Source organism: Aliiglaciecola sp. M165 (assembly GCF_007197995.1).
Classification (GTDB): Bacteria; Pseudomonadota; Gammaproteobacteria; order Enterobacterales; family Alteromonadaceae; genus Aliiglaciecola.
Genome location: NZ_VKKH01000002.1, coordinates 718,699 through 733,126 on the forward strand (window position 1 = coordinate 718,699; position 14,428 = coordinate 733,126).

General features: G+C 44.1%; 10 protein-coding genes. 6 read left to right on the forward strand and 4 right to left on the reverse strand.

All coding sequences use genetic code 11. The features are described from left to right. Positions 1-118: 118 nt before the first annotated feature. The gene (locus tag FM019_RS05480) at positions 119-1,570 is read right to left on the reverse strand and encodes a winged helix-turn-helix domain-containing protein (protein WP_143834877.1); all 1,452 of its coding nucleotides are present in this window, start codon (positions 1,568-1,570) and stop codon (positions 119-121) included. A gap of 299 nt (positions 1,571-1,869) precedes the next feature. Between FM019_RS05480 and FM019_RS05485 the strand changes: the two genes are divergently transcribed. The 5 genes from FM019_RS05485 to FM019_RS05505 all read left to right on the forward strand — a co-directional run bounded on the left by FM019_RS05485 (position 1,870) and on the right by FM019_RS05505 (position 9,352). Then, positions 1,870-3,471 carry an ankyrin repeat domain-containing protein gene (locus tag FM019_RS05485; protein ID WP_143834878.1) on the forward strand — a complete coding sequence of 534 codons (1,602 nt, stop codon included), beginning with the start codon at positions 1,870-1,872 and terminating at the stop codon, positions 3,469-3,471. Further along, the gene (locus FM019_RS05490) at positions 3,471-4,553 is read left to right on the forward strand and encodes an ankyrin repeat domain-containing protein (protein ID WP_143834879.1); all 1,083 of its coding nucleotides are present in this window, start codon (positions 3,471-3,473) and stop codon (positions 4,551-4,553) included. Before FM019_RS05485 ends, FM019_RS05490 begins: the two co-directional genes overlap by 1 nt. 137 nt (positions 4,554-4,690) lie before the next feature. Further along, a complete protein-coding gene (locus tag FM019_RS05495; RefSeq protein WP_143834880.1) occupies positions 4,691-7,519 on the forward strand; it encodes a TonB-dependent receptor plug domain-containing protein in 2,829 nt (942 codons plus the stop codon). Positions 7,520-7,791: 272 nt separating this feature from the next. Then, positions 7,792-8,325 (forward strand): DUF962 domain-containing protein, encoded by a 534-nt coding sequence (locus FM019_RS05500; RefSeq protein WP_143834881.1) that lies wholly within the window; start codon positions 7,792-7,794, stop codon positions 8,323-8,325. A gap of 124 nt (positions 8,326-8,449) precedes the next feature. Next, the gene (locus tag FM019_RS05505) at positions 8,450-9,352 is read left to right on the forward strand and encodes a substrate-binding periplasmic protein (RefSeq protein ID WP_143834882.1); all 903 of its coding nucleotides are present in this window, start codon (positions 8,450-8,452) and stop codon (positions 9,350-9,352) included. Between the two features lie 17 nt (positions 9,353-9,369). Here FM019_RS05505 and FM019_RS05510 read toward each other — a convergent pair whose 3' ends face one another. After that, on the reverse strand, positions 9,370-11,988 hold the full coding sequence (locus tag FM019_RS05510; protein ID WP_260681529.1) for an ATP-binding protein: 2,619 nt from the start codon (positions 11,986-11,988) through the stop codon (positions 9,370-9,372). A 563-nt stretch (positions 11,989-12,551) separates the two neighbouring features. On the opposite strand from FM019_RS05510, the gene FM019_RS05515 reads away from it, so the two are divergent. After that, positions 12,552-12,734, forward strand: a complete 183-nt coding sequence (locus FM019_RS05515; RefSeq protein ID WP_143834883.1) for a hypothetical protein — start codon at positions 12,552-12,554, stop codon at positions 12,732-12,734. Between the two features lie 45 nt (positions 12,735-12,779). On the opposite strand, the gene FM019_RS05520 is transcribed toward FM019_RS05515, so the two are convergent. Both FM019_RS05520 and FM019_RS05525 read right to left on the reverse strand, forming a co-directional pair. After that, positions 12,780-13,979: an HD-GYP domain-containing protein gene (locus FM019_RS05520; RefSeq protein WP_185969200.1), complete on the reverse strand. Its 1,200-nt coding sequence runs from the start codon at positions 13,977-13,979 to the stop codon at positions 12,780-12,782. 107 nt (positions 13,980-14,086) lie between these two features. Next, the gene (locus FM019_RS05525; RefSeq protein ID WP_260681530.1) at positions 14,087-14,428 is read right to left on the reverse strand and encodes an MGMT family protein; all 342 of its coding nucleotides are present in this window, start codon (positions 14,426-14,428) and stop codon (positions 14,087-14,089) included.

The following is a 14,428-nucleotide window of genomic DNA, read 5'->3' on the forward strand; positions in this document are numbered from 1 at the left end:
CTTTGGTGTGATTGTCGCATTCGTTTGCAGAATAAAATGTGATAGCAAAACCCAGGGTAATATCAAATATGTAAAGGGCAGATTCAAAGAGAGAATAGGTTAGTGCGCTATCTCAATATTACAATCTAAGGGATTGTTTTAATTCTTGATAGGCCTGATCTTTCCACATAGGTCTGAATTCAGGATAGGCAAGCGCAAGTGGTACATATCTCTCTTTATTTTCGACAGCCTGTTTAAGTAATGACTCCGCCATTGGGTAGTCTTCGGTTGATGCTTTTAGGGTTGCAAGAAAAAACGCGGGAGCCTGATTTTTCTGCCACAAAGCAAATAACCATTCATAAAATGCAACGGTTTCTTGTTTGTTTAGTTGATTTTCGACCAATTCAATTTGTTCAGGTTTGGCCCCATATTTTTGCATAAAGGTAACATAGTAACGTTTAGCTTTTTCGTTGAGTCCAAGCGCCAACGCTGACTCGGCTGCACATTTGAAACTAAAAAGATGCTCAGGTTTAAGCTCTAAGGTTTGCTCACACTGCGCCAACGCAAGTCGATGATCTCCTCCAACTGAATATATCCAACCGGCATGATAGCGTTCTTGTACGCCACCGGGATCCAGTTGCAGTGCATGCTCGATACTCCTGTACGCTAAGTCAATATCACCTAAAATTGCACTAGTGACTGATAGCTCATGCCATCCAATAGTCAGTTTGGGTTCAATAGCGACCGCATCCAAAAACTTTTGATGTGCGCTTGAAATATCCCAATCCAAATAGAGTAAAACCATACCTTCAATCACCGATGTCATCGCCGATTCTGGTTGATACAACCTTGCTAGCTCACTGCTTTCTTTGATGATTTTTTGCGAGTTTTCCACATTAGAATACAACGCCGAAATCCCTAAGTACGCCTGCACGTCAGGGTACTCAGGGTATGTTTTGGTAATTTCACCAAACATCTTGTAGCTGCTTGCGTAATGGGTGTATTCACCTTTTTCAAATTGATGAACAGCGCGCTGGAAGTTGAGACTTATCTTATCTTCGTATTGTGTGCTTTGCTGGTGACTGTTTTCGTCTAAAGAGGGCTGCACTAGATTTGACCACCAAAGGGCAGCTGATACGGCAAAAACGAGCCCCGCTCCTGGTGCGACCAAATAGGTCAACAACCCCCTTTTAGTTGTATGAGATGTGGGATTAACCTTGCTATCTATCTTTGTCGGTGTGTGTGAAGAATGATCAAATTTACTTTCATTTGTCGCTTCATCTTCTACTGGCGCAACAAAACGGTAGCCTCTGCGCGGAATGGTCTGGATAAATACGGGTGCCTTCGGATTGTCGCCCAATGCTTGACGAATGCCTTTAATACAAAAGTTTATGCTCTGATCAAATTCGACGACGGTGTCTCCCCAAGCATCGGCTTTGAGTTCTTCTCTGCTCACAAGCGAACCAGGGCGTTGCAACAACAGACACAAAACATCGGCTTGCTTGGGCTGCAATGGAACTGACTGACCCGATTTCATCAGCTCTTTGGTTTCCAAATCAAACTCGAATTCTTTGAACGTCACCCGCGACATTTGTGCTTAACTCCTTCGACTTCTCTAAAGCTTTGCTTAGGTCAAATTATGACACAGGCAATGCAAAAATAGCCATATTCAGTATATGAGCAAGTTATGAGCAAGCTTATAAAACAAGGCCTGCAGCGCCATACCCCTCAAAAAATAGGTATTATTCAAGTGGTTAAAAAAGCGGAATCAACCTGATTGATTCGACTCTGTTTGGTTTTTATCAAACATCCTCAGGCAATGCTCATGGAAATATTCTCTTCCGCCCTTAGCCTTGCAAGTGTCCCATAATAATCTCAGAAGGCCCACCTATGACAAAATTGTACTTTCAGATAGCAGCGATTGGCGCGCTAGCATTTGCAGTTTCAACCAAAGCTATCGGATCAGATTCGCTTGAATGCCCTAAACCGACGGTTGCAATCGAAAACGTTTCGGCACTGATGAACGAAAACACGCAAACCCAAATACTGCGTAAGCTAGCCTGCGCAGCAAATCAACAAGCATTACTTGAAGACAATCAATTGTTGATGATTGCTGTGCAAAAAAGCTTACATGAGGTGGTTACATGGGCGATTGCCAATGGCGCTGAGGTAGACCAACCCGACAATCGAACGATGACGCCAATTATGGTGGCTGCCCAGTTGGGTAATTCTCAGATCCTCGTGAAGCTAGCGAATGCCGGCGCATCTTTGACCAGACAAGCCAGTAATGGCTATGCAACTTTTGATTTCGCTTTGGAAGGGAGTCACCTTGATGCAATGGCGGAACTCATTGAACTGCATTTACGCAATTTGGAACAACAATCACCGGCCATTTCGACAAAAGTGTTAAAGACCAAACGGCAATCATTATTGTTTATAAAAGCAGTCGTCGAAGACGATGTTGGTGCTATTGATGCATTACTTGAAGACGAAGCCGCAATAAACGTGCACAACATTACTAACTATGCACCGCTCCCTCTTGCCGTGAGGCTCGGAAATGAACCAATAGTGCGCTCGTTGTTGTCTCACAATGCCAACCCTAATATCGGCAATGACGGAAATGATGAGGCGATCCCCCTCAATCAGGCGGTGCGTGGTAACCGTCTTGGACTAATTAAATTATTGCTGGCTGCCGGTTCTGATATCAATAAAGAAAATGGTCGAGGGTATTCAGCACTGATGTTGGCCAGTTTGTATGGTCATAAGAATTTAATCGCCTTTTTACTCGGCCAAAACGCCAACATTAATCACGTTAACCACAGAGGAAGCGATGCGCTGATGATGGCAGCTGCATATGGCCATGCAGAGATAGTCGAAATTTTGTTAGCTTCCGGTAGTCAAGGCAAGCATCAAAACAATCAAGGATTTAGCGCAATGGATTACGCCATACAACAAGGACACCTAGATGTAGTGACGCGTCTTGTTACACATGCTACGAGTCAAAGCGTAGCAAATGCTTTGTTTTTAGCTAGCGATCCCATGAAGCAATCATTCACAAAAGATGCTATCCCTCCATCCATATTGGGCCATCCACCACTCAATCTTGTCGCTCGATTTGCTAACAAAAAATCGATGAAATTGCTTTTGGCGCAAGGAGCAAACCCGCAAGAACAATCAATGACAGGTTATCAAACCAATGCACTGATGAATGCATGTCAAAGTGGCGATCTTGAGGCAGTAAAATTGTTACTGGGCACAAATGTAGACGTCAATATGCAAGACGGTCATGGCGATCCGGCGATTAACTGGGCTGTCGCTTATGGTCATCAACATATAGTGAAATCATTGTTAGATGCAGGCGCAGATCCCAGAATTGCCAACAAAGATGGCTACACAGCAATTCGCACAGCGCAAGAGCGAGGGTTGACAGAGCTTGCTAAAACCCTTTCTTCCCATGCAATAGCGACCGCAAAACGCGCGGAGGGCAAATAGTGAAACCTGTTGTACTGCTGCTATCACTGGCGCTTTCGTTCAATGCCAAAGCAAATCTTGATTCGATGATCGATGCCATCAAAGCAGATGATCAGAAAAAAGCAGGATTGTTAATAACTGACAACGCCTATTCACTCAAAGACCAGGCAACGCTGTTGCAAGCATCAGTGAGTGAGCGGAGACCTCAAATATTAACACTGTTTTTGGCACACGGATTTACTGCAGACGCGGTAAAAAACGATGGATTTAATGCAACAGCACTTATGTTTGCTGCATACATAGACGACATTCCAATGATGGAAATGCTTGTAAAAGCAGGTGCTGATATTAACCAACAAGATGATATAGGTGACCCGGCTATTAATTGGGCCACCTATGCAGGAAATACCGCGGCGGTAAGCTGGCTACTCAATAAACAAGCTCAAACTGATTTGGTAGGCCACGGCAATGCATTGGAAATAGCAATGCGCCGGGGGTTTACTGGCATTGTTACCTTATTTTGCCAACGACAAGTATGCCACCGTGCAAATGCTTCAACCATTCAACTAGCCAGCCTGATTGACACAAAAACTGCGGATATTCCAGCTGATATCAGTTTGTTCACTTTGCAGAGTTTGGATGAGACAGGCCGTCCTTTGTTGCATCGAGCGAGCCGCCAAGGGCGAAGTGACATCCTTAAATTGGCGCGCAAAAACACACCTGATGAATCATTACAAAGCATCCTAAACATGACAGATCCAATCGGCTTTTCTGCCCTGATGGAAGCGGCCAGAGAAGGCCAACTGGAAGTCGTAAATTGGTTATTGTCCCACAAAGCTGATCCCGCAGTTTCTGCATCTAAAAATGCTTTGTCACTCACAGCACTTCATCTGGCATCCTTGTCTGGGCACCAAGACATTGTTAGGAAACTTGCAAAAGCCAAGGTTAACCTTAATGCGCAAGATACTGACGGAAACACGCCTGCGATGTGGGCGTATTTTTCCAACCACAAAGCAACAGCCAAACTGCTACTGGAATTAGGTGCAGACCCCACCGTAAAAAACAAACACGGTAATCAGCTCCCAGACTTAACCGATGAATGAGCAAGTTATTAGCGCGCCTTTTACTCGTTAATAAGGTTTTGCTCATTGACTGCTAATAGCCATATTAGAGTGAGTGTTTCAACTTAGTATCAGCGACTTCGATAAGGAAGTCGCCGTAAACTAGGGAAACACAAATCATGAAAAAGAATAATATTGCCAAAGCCATGAGCTTGGCGTTTTTAGGTAACTCTTTATTACTGGCGGGTAATTCCAGCTACGCTCAGCAAGCACCAGATGCAGACAGTAGTGTAGAAAAAATAGAAGTAACAGGCTCAAGAATTAAACGTACAGATATGGAAAGTACGGTACCAATTTCTATTATCAGTAGTGCAGAGATTGCCGCGTCAGGAAACATTAACCTTGCAGATGTGCTAAAACAACAACCGGTTACCATTTCAACCAACAATACCTCAAGTACAACCTTCACCACTTCATCAGTGGGTATCAACAACACGGCGCTGCGCAACCTAGGTACAGCTCGCACACTAATATTGGTTAACGGAAGGCGATTTGTCTCTGGCTTATCACCATCCGTTGGCTATGGCGTAGATTTGAACTCCATTCCTGCCGCCATGATCGAACGAATTGAGATCCTCAAAAGTGCTTCTTCGGCGGTTTATGGCTCGGATGCAGTAGCGGGTGTCATCAACATTATCCTGAAAGACGACATGGAAGGAGTCGAAGTCTCTACACAGTTCGGTATGGCCGAAGAAGGAGACAGCGAGCGCAATCAAATAAATCTAACCGCTGGGGGTAACTGGGACAAGGGCAACGCGTGGGTTTCTGTCGGATTTGATAAAACACGTGGTATTCGCGCACAAGATCGCTCGTTTTCTGAGTTCGATATCGCTGTGGTGCTTGATGAAAACGACAACGAAGTATACGACACGGTATTTTCGTCTTTTCCACCGCAAGGCCGTGTGGGCAGCTACAACGGTGACGGAACGCCATTTAATTTTGCTCAGGATGCTAACGGAACAGACAGGTTCAACCGAGCCTCGTTCAGACAACTTGTTACACCTCTAGAGCGTAAATACGCAGCCGCTGGCGCAAACGTTGAAGTGAATGATGAAGTAACGGTTTACAGTGAAATACAGTGGAACTCGACTGAAACCAATGATTCGACTATTGAACCCTTCCCGTTTGATTTAAATGACATCTGGATCCCAGAGCGAGGTGGTGAAGGTGGATTAGACGTTAATTCTCCATTGGTGCCTGACCTTCTCAGAGAAAATTTGCTGGCCGACGGTGTCACCAACCTAAACCAGGTGAGCTGGGTTAGGCGTATGGTGGAATTTGGTCCGCGCTCTACGGATTTAGCACGCGATACCGTTCGAATCGCAGCAGGCGTAGAGTGGGCGGTGTCAGATGACTGGGTATTAGATACTTATTTGACCTGGGGTAAAACTCAGCAGACTCAAGAAAACGGCGGGCAAATCAATCTAGAAAGAGCACGATTTGCTTTTGATGTAGAAGTGGGGCCGGACAATCAACTGCGCTGTACTGATCAAATAGCGCGATTACAAGGATGTGTGCCTTTTAACGTTTTTGGAGAAGGGACAATTAGTCAAGATGCCGTGGACTATCTGCGCACTCCAGCGAAAACTCTTGGTCAAGTTGAGCAATTTGTTGTGTCTTCGGTCATATCTGGTGAGCTACCAGTGGAATTGGGCGGCGGCCCGATAGGCGTTGCTGCGGGCATCGAATATCGCGACGAAAGTGGCCTTTTTAGCCCTGGTGATCTAGCGCAGACAGGTGCCTCTTCGACAAATCAGGCCAGTCCGACAGATGGCGAATTTGATACGTTCGATTATTTTGCTGAATTTAGTTTACCTGTGACCGAAGCAATGAGAATTGATTTGGCGGCTCGTTACTCTGACCATTCTATAGTGGGCGGACAAGCCACCTGGAACCTAGGATTTGAATATCGCCCTATTGACGAGCTAATGCTACGTGCGTCCGCGGCTCGCGCAGTAAGAACACCCAACATCAGTGATTTATTTGGTGGACGTGGCGAAACCTTTGCTGGTGTCACCGACCCTTGTAATGGCGTAACGGCGGCAGATACTTCAACCATTGCACAAAACTGTTTATCTATTCCCGGAATAGCGCAACGGGTGGCAGATAATGGCAGTTTCACCCTTTCTCAAATAGAAGCACAGGGCGTAGGTGGCACCATCGGTGGAAGCCCTGATGTTAAAGAAGAGACGTCCGACTCATGGAGCCTGGGCATTGTTTACCAATTCATGGAAAACGCCTCGTTGACATTGGATTATTACGATTTTGAAGTGAACGATGCCATTGCAACGACAACTCGCACAGTCGTATTGCAGCGCTGTTTTGATCAGACCGCCAATGAGTTCGAAGCCACCTGCAACGGCGCTGTTGTGCGCGGCGCTAATGGTGTTCTAGCTACGGTTGATTCAGGTAGCTCCAATGAGAACATATTGAAAACCTCAGGTCTCGATTTGGAGATGTCTTACCAAACAGAAATTGATGGGCTGGGAGATTTAAACGCGGCGTTGGTATGGAATCACATCACCAAGTTTGAGCAAATCGGTATCCTTGATGGTCGGGTACTTGACTACAAAGGTGAGCTAGCAAATCCAGAAAATCGTATTAATCTAAACTTAGGTTTAACGTCGGGCGATTTGACTTATTCTTGGCGAATTCGCTATTGGGATGAAGCCGTTGATTCCAATGAAGGTGAAAACTTCAACTTTAGCAATTTTCAACCGCTTGGCGAGTTAAATACTATAGACGCGCAGGTATATCACGACGTATCACTTTCATACAATGCAACAGACACCTTACTCATAAGAGCAGGTATCAACAATTTGCTTGATGAAGCACCGCCTCTCATTGGTCAAGGAACCAAGTATGGCGGAACGGGTATTAACACATTCTCAGCGGCCTATGATGTCGTAGGCAGATATTACTATGCAGGATTAACCTGGAATTTTTAATTGCTCATCAACTGATAAGCCAAACTCAGGGTTTGCTCACAGTAAACTATTCGTAAATCGTCATACTGTGATTGAACATCAACGTAAACAGTGATGTTTATCTCCCTGGCCATAGTTTGGCCCAAGCACACCTTTTGGTGTGCTTTTTTTTTGCTCCTTTCTACCCGTGTCAACGCACGTCTGATATTGCACAAAAACTGTCGCCAAATTGACATTTCAAATTTAGTGACTCTGCTAATATCCGACACAAATAGTTATTCGAGAGCTTAAATATGAAAAACTTTGTAGAGCATTTGTCGACTTACGCGGAGTATCACAGAGACCAGCGTAACATTTGGACTCACTTTGTTGGCGTTCCCATGATTGTTTTCGCAGTGATCGTGTTGTTGTCTCGCCCAACGTTTGAGATCGCAACTTATTCGATCACACCAGCCATTATCGGTTTTGTCTTATCAATGGTGTTCTATCTTCGACTCAACTTGGTGTTTGGTTTGATCATGGCAGTGCTAATGGGAGCAGGGTTGTATGCTGCGAATTCGTTGGCCGGAATGTCTACAACTGTTTGGTTATCGACTGGAATTGGCATGTTTGTAGTGGGTTGGATCATTCAATTTGTGGGTCATCACTATGAAGGTAAAAAGCCAGCTTTTGTGGATGACTTAGTCGGCTTAATGATTGGCCCATTGTTTGTTACCGCAGAGTTTTTATTTGCGTTAGGAATGTTCAAATCCTTAGAACAACAAATCGAACAACGAGCAGGTAAAGTCAGACCTTACCCGTCGGATGCCACTGCTACACAGAAATAGAGTACGCAAAAAATATAAGCCCAAAGTAGAGTTGAAATCAGCTCTACTGTTACTGCACCGTAAAGTCTCTTAGTCTACAATCAACACTCGTGTTAGGGTATACATGGAAGAGGCTTAAATTATAGTGCACAAACTGATTCAAAACATAGTTCGGAACCTACCCATCGTATTGATTTGGGCTTTCACCTTTGTTTCCCATTTTGGGCTGGCCATTAATGCACCAATGCCCAACGACTCTTCCGACGAATCCCCCACTAACAAGCCAGCCTTGCAACTAGTCACCGGTAGCAATTACTTTCCTTACATTAGTGACAAAGCACCCGATGGTGGTTGGTCCCAGGCGTTGATAGAAGCGGTTTTTAAACACATGGGCGAACGGGTTCAAATTGATATCTTGCCCTGGGCAAGAGGCATGCAATGGACCTTGGACGGTCGATATGTGGGCACCTACCCCTACGTGCATTCTGCTAAACGAGAAGCCAAATTTTACTACTCAGATCCTATCAATTGGGTTCCGGTAAAAATGTATGTATCCGCCGAAAGCGAATACACAAAATTGAGTCAATTGAGCAAAAAGAATCTTTGTTTGCCACATGGATACACTTTAGATTCTTGGTCTACACAATTTTTTGGACAATATGAATTTCGTATCAGTCGGGCAAAAGACGCCAATGCCTGTGCCGGGCAGATCATGAAAAAATGGAGTGATGTGGGGTTAATAAATGGATATTTCACATCGTCAGAGCTAATGAGTCGCTTTGGCTCGCTCGACAATCTTCGACTGCTTGATGATGAAATTGGTAAAGTTCCGTTGCATTTTATTGTACCTAAATCCTTACCCAACGCTGCTTCTATAGTTCAACAGTTTAACTTGTCGTTGCACGCCATTTCACAAAGTGGTGAAAAACAAATAATTGATCAGCGGTTTATTACCTGGTTAAAACAACAAGATGAAGAAACCGATGCCTTAAATACAACAACTTCATCGCTGCCCGAGGCAATAAAGAATGAAAAACGCGCTCACTAACTCCAAATGGGGTTAAGTTAATGCGCTTCTGATGCCACACTTTGCATGGTCGCGAGCAACACGTTTACCCTCTGTTGCGCTGCTTCTTGCTCTTCGGCTGCTAAATACACTTCAACATCAAGGGCCAATTGGCTAATTTGATCAAACCCATAGCTGCCAGCCGACCCTTTAATTTTATGCATCTGTTCTTTTAGCCCTTGCCAATCTTGTTGCTCAAGAGCTAGTTGAATAGTGTCTATTTTGCCGTAAAAACTCTTTCGATATTGCACAATCAGCTGTTCAAATTCAGAAGGCATATTATCGGGTTCGCGAGCTGGTGCAGATTCTTGATGCGACAGATAAGCACTCAACATCTGATAAAACAAAGCAGTATTGATTGGCTTGCCAAAATGACCACTGGCCCCGGCGTTGATCACCTTTTGTTGACTTTGTTTGTCAACGTTAGCAGTTAACATCACAATGGGTTTAGCAAAGCCACCTTCTAATATTCGCTTAGTCGCTTCGATGCCATCCATTTCTGGCATTTGCATGTCCATCAATATTAAGTCGAAATCCTCGCTGTCGACCAATTCAAGCGCTTGTTTTGCGCTTTGTGCCAAACTGATCTTGGCACCAGTTCTTTGCACCAAATACGCAACCAACTGCAGGTTGTCTTCATTATCATCAACACAGAGAATATGAGCGTTTAGCCTGGGAATATCTACCAATTCGTTTTGACCACGTTGGGCTATTTCATTGGCTTGCTCTTGAGATGTCAGCATCGATTTGTCGCTCGCTTCAGCCCAGGGTAAATACACGGCAAACTGGCTTCCTTGACCTTCCTGGCTTGTGACCTTGATGTGACCGCCCATGATTTCAAGGAGCTGTTTGGAAATATATAATCCCAACCCGGTGCCACCATATTTACGATTGATTGCCTGATTACCTTGGGAAAAAGCGGTAAATAATCGAAGTTGCTGCTCTTCGCTCATGCCCAACCCCGTGTCTGACACAACAAAAATAAACCGTCGTTTGTAACTGTCTAAATAGACCTGTAGCTCAACGCTGCCCTGATCGGTAAATTTGATTGCGTTGTTGCAAAGGTTGAGCAAAATTTGTTTTAAACGTGTTGGGTCAATATTCAGAAATTGCGGCAGGGGATAGTGCAATTGAAGATCAAACTTTAGTTGTTTTTCGTTAGCGAACCCTGTCATATGCGAGCACACTTCGTTGAGCAAACTGACCAGACAGGTATCTTGTTTATCTAACTGAATTTTGCCGGCTTCTATCTTTGAAAGATCCAGTACGTCATTAACAATGTTCAATAGATACTGACCGCTATTGTTAATTGCGTTAGTGGCTTGCTGCTTTTGTTCCTCGCTTACGGCTTTGTCGTTTAACATTTCTGAATAGCCAATTATGGAATTTAGTGGTGTGCGAATTTCATGGCTGACATTAGCCAAAAACTGGTTTTTCGCTTCGTTAGTAGAAGCGGTAAGCTCTTGTTCTTTGCGGACCATCTCAATTTGATACTTGGCTTTATTGGTTTCGCGGATCTCTTCAGCTTGCTCCTTGATTTTCTGCTCGCGGTCCATCACCGCACTTTGCATGGTGACGAACTCTTTGGCTAACTCGCCAAGTTCACTTTTTTCCGACACTCTGATTTTTTCATTGTATTGCCCGCTGGCCACTCGTTTGGCGGCTTCGAGTAAACGTCCAACAGGCCGGGTGATACTGCGAGCAATATAATAGGAACCGATCAAAGCCATCAGCACACCAACAATGAAAAATGGCATCAATTCCAACATAAAGGTGCGCAAGGTAGTCAGCCAGACTTGAATAGAGTCCTGTAACACCACAACAAACTGCCGGCGTTCATCTTCAAATAGCACAAACGGAAGTAGCACAGTTTCATGAGTATCAACGGTTTGAAATTCGATGGGTCCATCTTCATCTGGTAACATCAAACTCGCTTTTTGCACTTCTGCTTGCATCATTGTGTCGTTGACAGCGGTAGAAAGAGGTACATGGGCTTGAGCCTGGTCAATAACTGCCAAATTAATCTCTAATGAAATCAGGGCTTTTATTCGCTCAAAAAGTGCGATGTTGAGCTTTTTACCCATGATCAACCAACCAATAACGCCCGGTGCCCGGATAGGCTCGGCTGACACTAAGTAAGGATCGTCGCCCACCATGGCAACCCAAGCCTGTTGCTTTTGACTGTCATTGAGATCATGACCTAAAGCTTGAGCGACGGTTTCATCCTGACCACCATACTGAGTGATCAGCATAAAGTCTTTATCGAGCACCAAGGCAATATCTGCTTCAATGCGATTGCCAAAATTAAATAGCACCGTTTTGATTGATTCGAGATCTTCACCTGCGCCGATGGCACTGCGAAGTGCCCAGTCTTTTGAGATGGTTTCTACATTGACATCTAACTGAGCTTTGGCATTGGCTAATTCGTTCAGGAAAACATTTTTACCGACATTGAGGCGTGCCAAGAACTGCCGCTCAGCCTGATTGTAAGCAGCGTTATAAACACTCAATAAGGTTAACGCAAACACCAGTGTAAAAAGGCTCACCACCAGCACAAAAATCTTAATCTGCAGCGGTGTCCAAATCAGGTCTCTGCCTTTGCGTAAGTGCGATTTCACATAGTTATCCGGTTGCGATTTTCCCGCAATTCCTGAACGGCTTGATTCACTATTTTGTGATTGGCACATTCGAATTGAAGAGAATGAATAATAATAAGCCTAAGATGACACTTGTTGGACTGCAATGACTATTTGACCCTCAGTGATACAACTTTATTTCAACATAGAAGAATAATCGGAGCTTGGCCATAGGTTATCGCTGTAGCGCGGCGACCACCAGTAAACAAACAACGCGTCGTAAATTCTGGCCAAATTGACAAAAACTTGTCGAGTTTTTTAACACCGTATCTATTTTGAATCACCTCGAAAATATATTAAACCACTGATTTTAAATACTTTATTAAAAGTGGTTTGATTTATGCTGTATTTAATTCAACAACGTATGGAGTGAGTACTTTTAGTACAAGCGAAAACCAGATACGACCTACGTTGTAAACAACTAAGACGGTAGCTTTATACTAAGTTCGCTCATTATTTAGCCGATATGTGAATAGAGGACGGAGTATTAAAAGCATCGAAGGATTGAAATTTAAAGGAATGTCCTTGCAGTTTAAGGTGAATATATGTCTTGTTTAACACGTAAATTACAGCAAAATCTTATACGTTATCTAAAAAAGCGTGATGATTTAATTGAGCAAAAATCAGTAGAGAGTGTCAGAAGTGAATTAGTCAACATGGGCTTATGTCCGTCTGATGTGACAAATGATCAGATGCGCGACATACTGCGCGGCGCAAGCCAACGATAAATGCATTGACTCAGTTTACGCAAATTTGCTTGTCTGCAAATGGGATTAGATAGCGATTCTTTCTTGGAAGAAGCGATTAAAATCCAAACCAAACTCGCTGGGCGTTACCCCTTTATCAATTTTCAGTTGACCCGTCTTCAGGTTAACGTCTTTGATGGGCAAAAAGGCTTTGTTGCGAGAAGAATAGAAAATTTTCACCACAGGCTTTGTGGGTAACTCTTCATTTTGTTTGACCACCATGCCGATGTGGCCATTGTCCAACATGATTAAGCTGCCAACGGGGTAGATACCCACACATTTTACAAACTTCTGCACCAGCTCCATGTCGTACATTTTAGGTGAATCACCCAGCAGGATCTTCATCGCTTTTTGCGAAGGCATACCGGCTTTGTATACTCGGTCGGCAGTGATGGCATCGTAAGTATCGACAATTGCAATCATTCGTCCATATAGGCTAATTTCGTCTCCCCGCAGGCCATCTGGATAACCATAACCATCCAAACGCTCATGGTGCTCTGCCATGGTGCGCACAATGTGCTCCGGCAGCCCCATTTCCTCTAGTGTAACCACACCGTAATAAACATGGTCACGCATGATATTCATTTCAAAATCAGTGAGGCGACCAGGTTTGTGCAAAATATTATCCGGAATTTTTATCTTGCCTATATCGTGTAGGAAGCCGGCAAGTGCTAGCTCTTGAACTTCCTCTTCTTCCATGTCTAAGTACTTGGCAAACCTCGCTAGCAATACGGCAACATTAAGTGAGTGTTCAAGGAGATAACTGTCTTTTTCACGAATTTTGGTCAAACACATCAAGGCATTGGGATTGCGGTCAATTGAACCCACCAATTGCTCAGAAAACTCTTTAGGCATTTTTAGATCAACAGGTAACCCCTTGGCCACCGAGTTAAGCATGCGTTTTTGAATATTCTTGCCTTGATCATGAAGTTTTTTGGCTTGAGAAATCTCTTCATCAAACGCGACTTTTTCTTCAGTCTCTTCTGGCGGCTCTTCACTAAGGGGTTGTTCTGGCTCTGGAGTAGGGTCTTGTTCTTCAGCCTCGGGGGTAAATTCTTTGCTGGGATCTATGAGCAGTTTCAGGATCCCTTGTTTTCGCAGCTGACTGATGATCGCCCGTTTGGTAACTTTTCCCTGGCTTTTAATTTTCATATTGCCACGTTGTTCAACAATTCCTTGAACATACATACCTGGCTTCAATTCATCAATTGTGATTTCTTTCATCACTCACTACAAACTCGATGGGCTAAACAAAGTTAGACAAAAATAAACGATCCCATAACAGGGTACAAGCTTAAGGCGTATAAATGTGTTATTTGTCAGCAATTACTTGGTTAATAACGTAATTTAAACATTAGTTCACTCAAATCTGGCTGCCATTGGAAGGTTTTCAAATGGACTCGATGTTTTAGGATCGCGACGTTTTCTTCCTGTAACCTTCCAATTTGTTTTACGGCATGCTCGCTTCCCGGTGGAAAAGCAATTTTACCGTCAGAACGTAGTACTCGAAACCAAGGAACTGCCATATTTGTTGGTGCATAACCTAGCGCTTTACCTACTAGCCTGGCACGACCGGGCAACCCAGCCAAATCAGCGATTTGTCCATAGGTGGCGACTCGCCCCGCAGGGATGGCTAACACCGTTTGCCAGATCCGTTCGTAGTTTTTTTGGCTCAC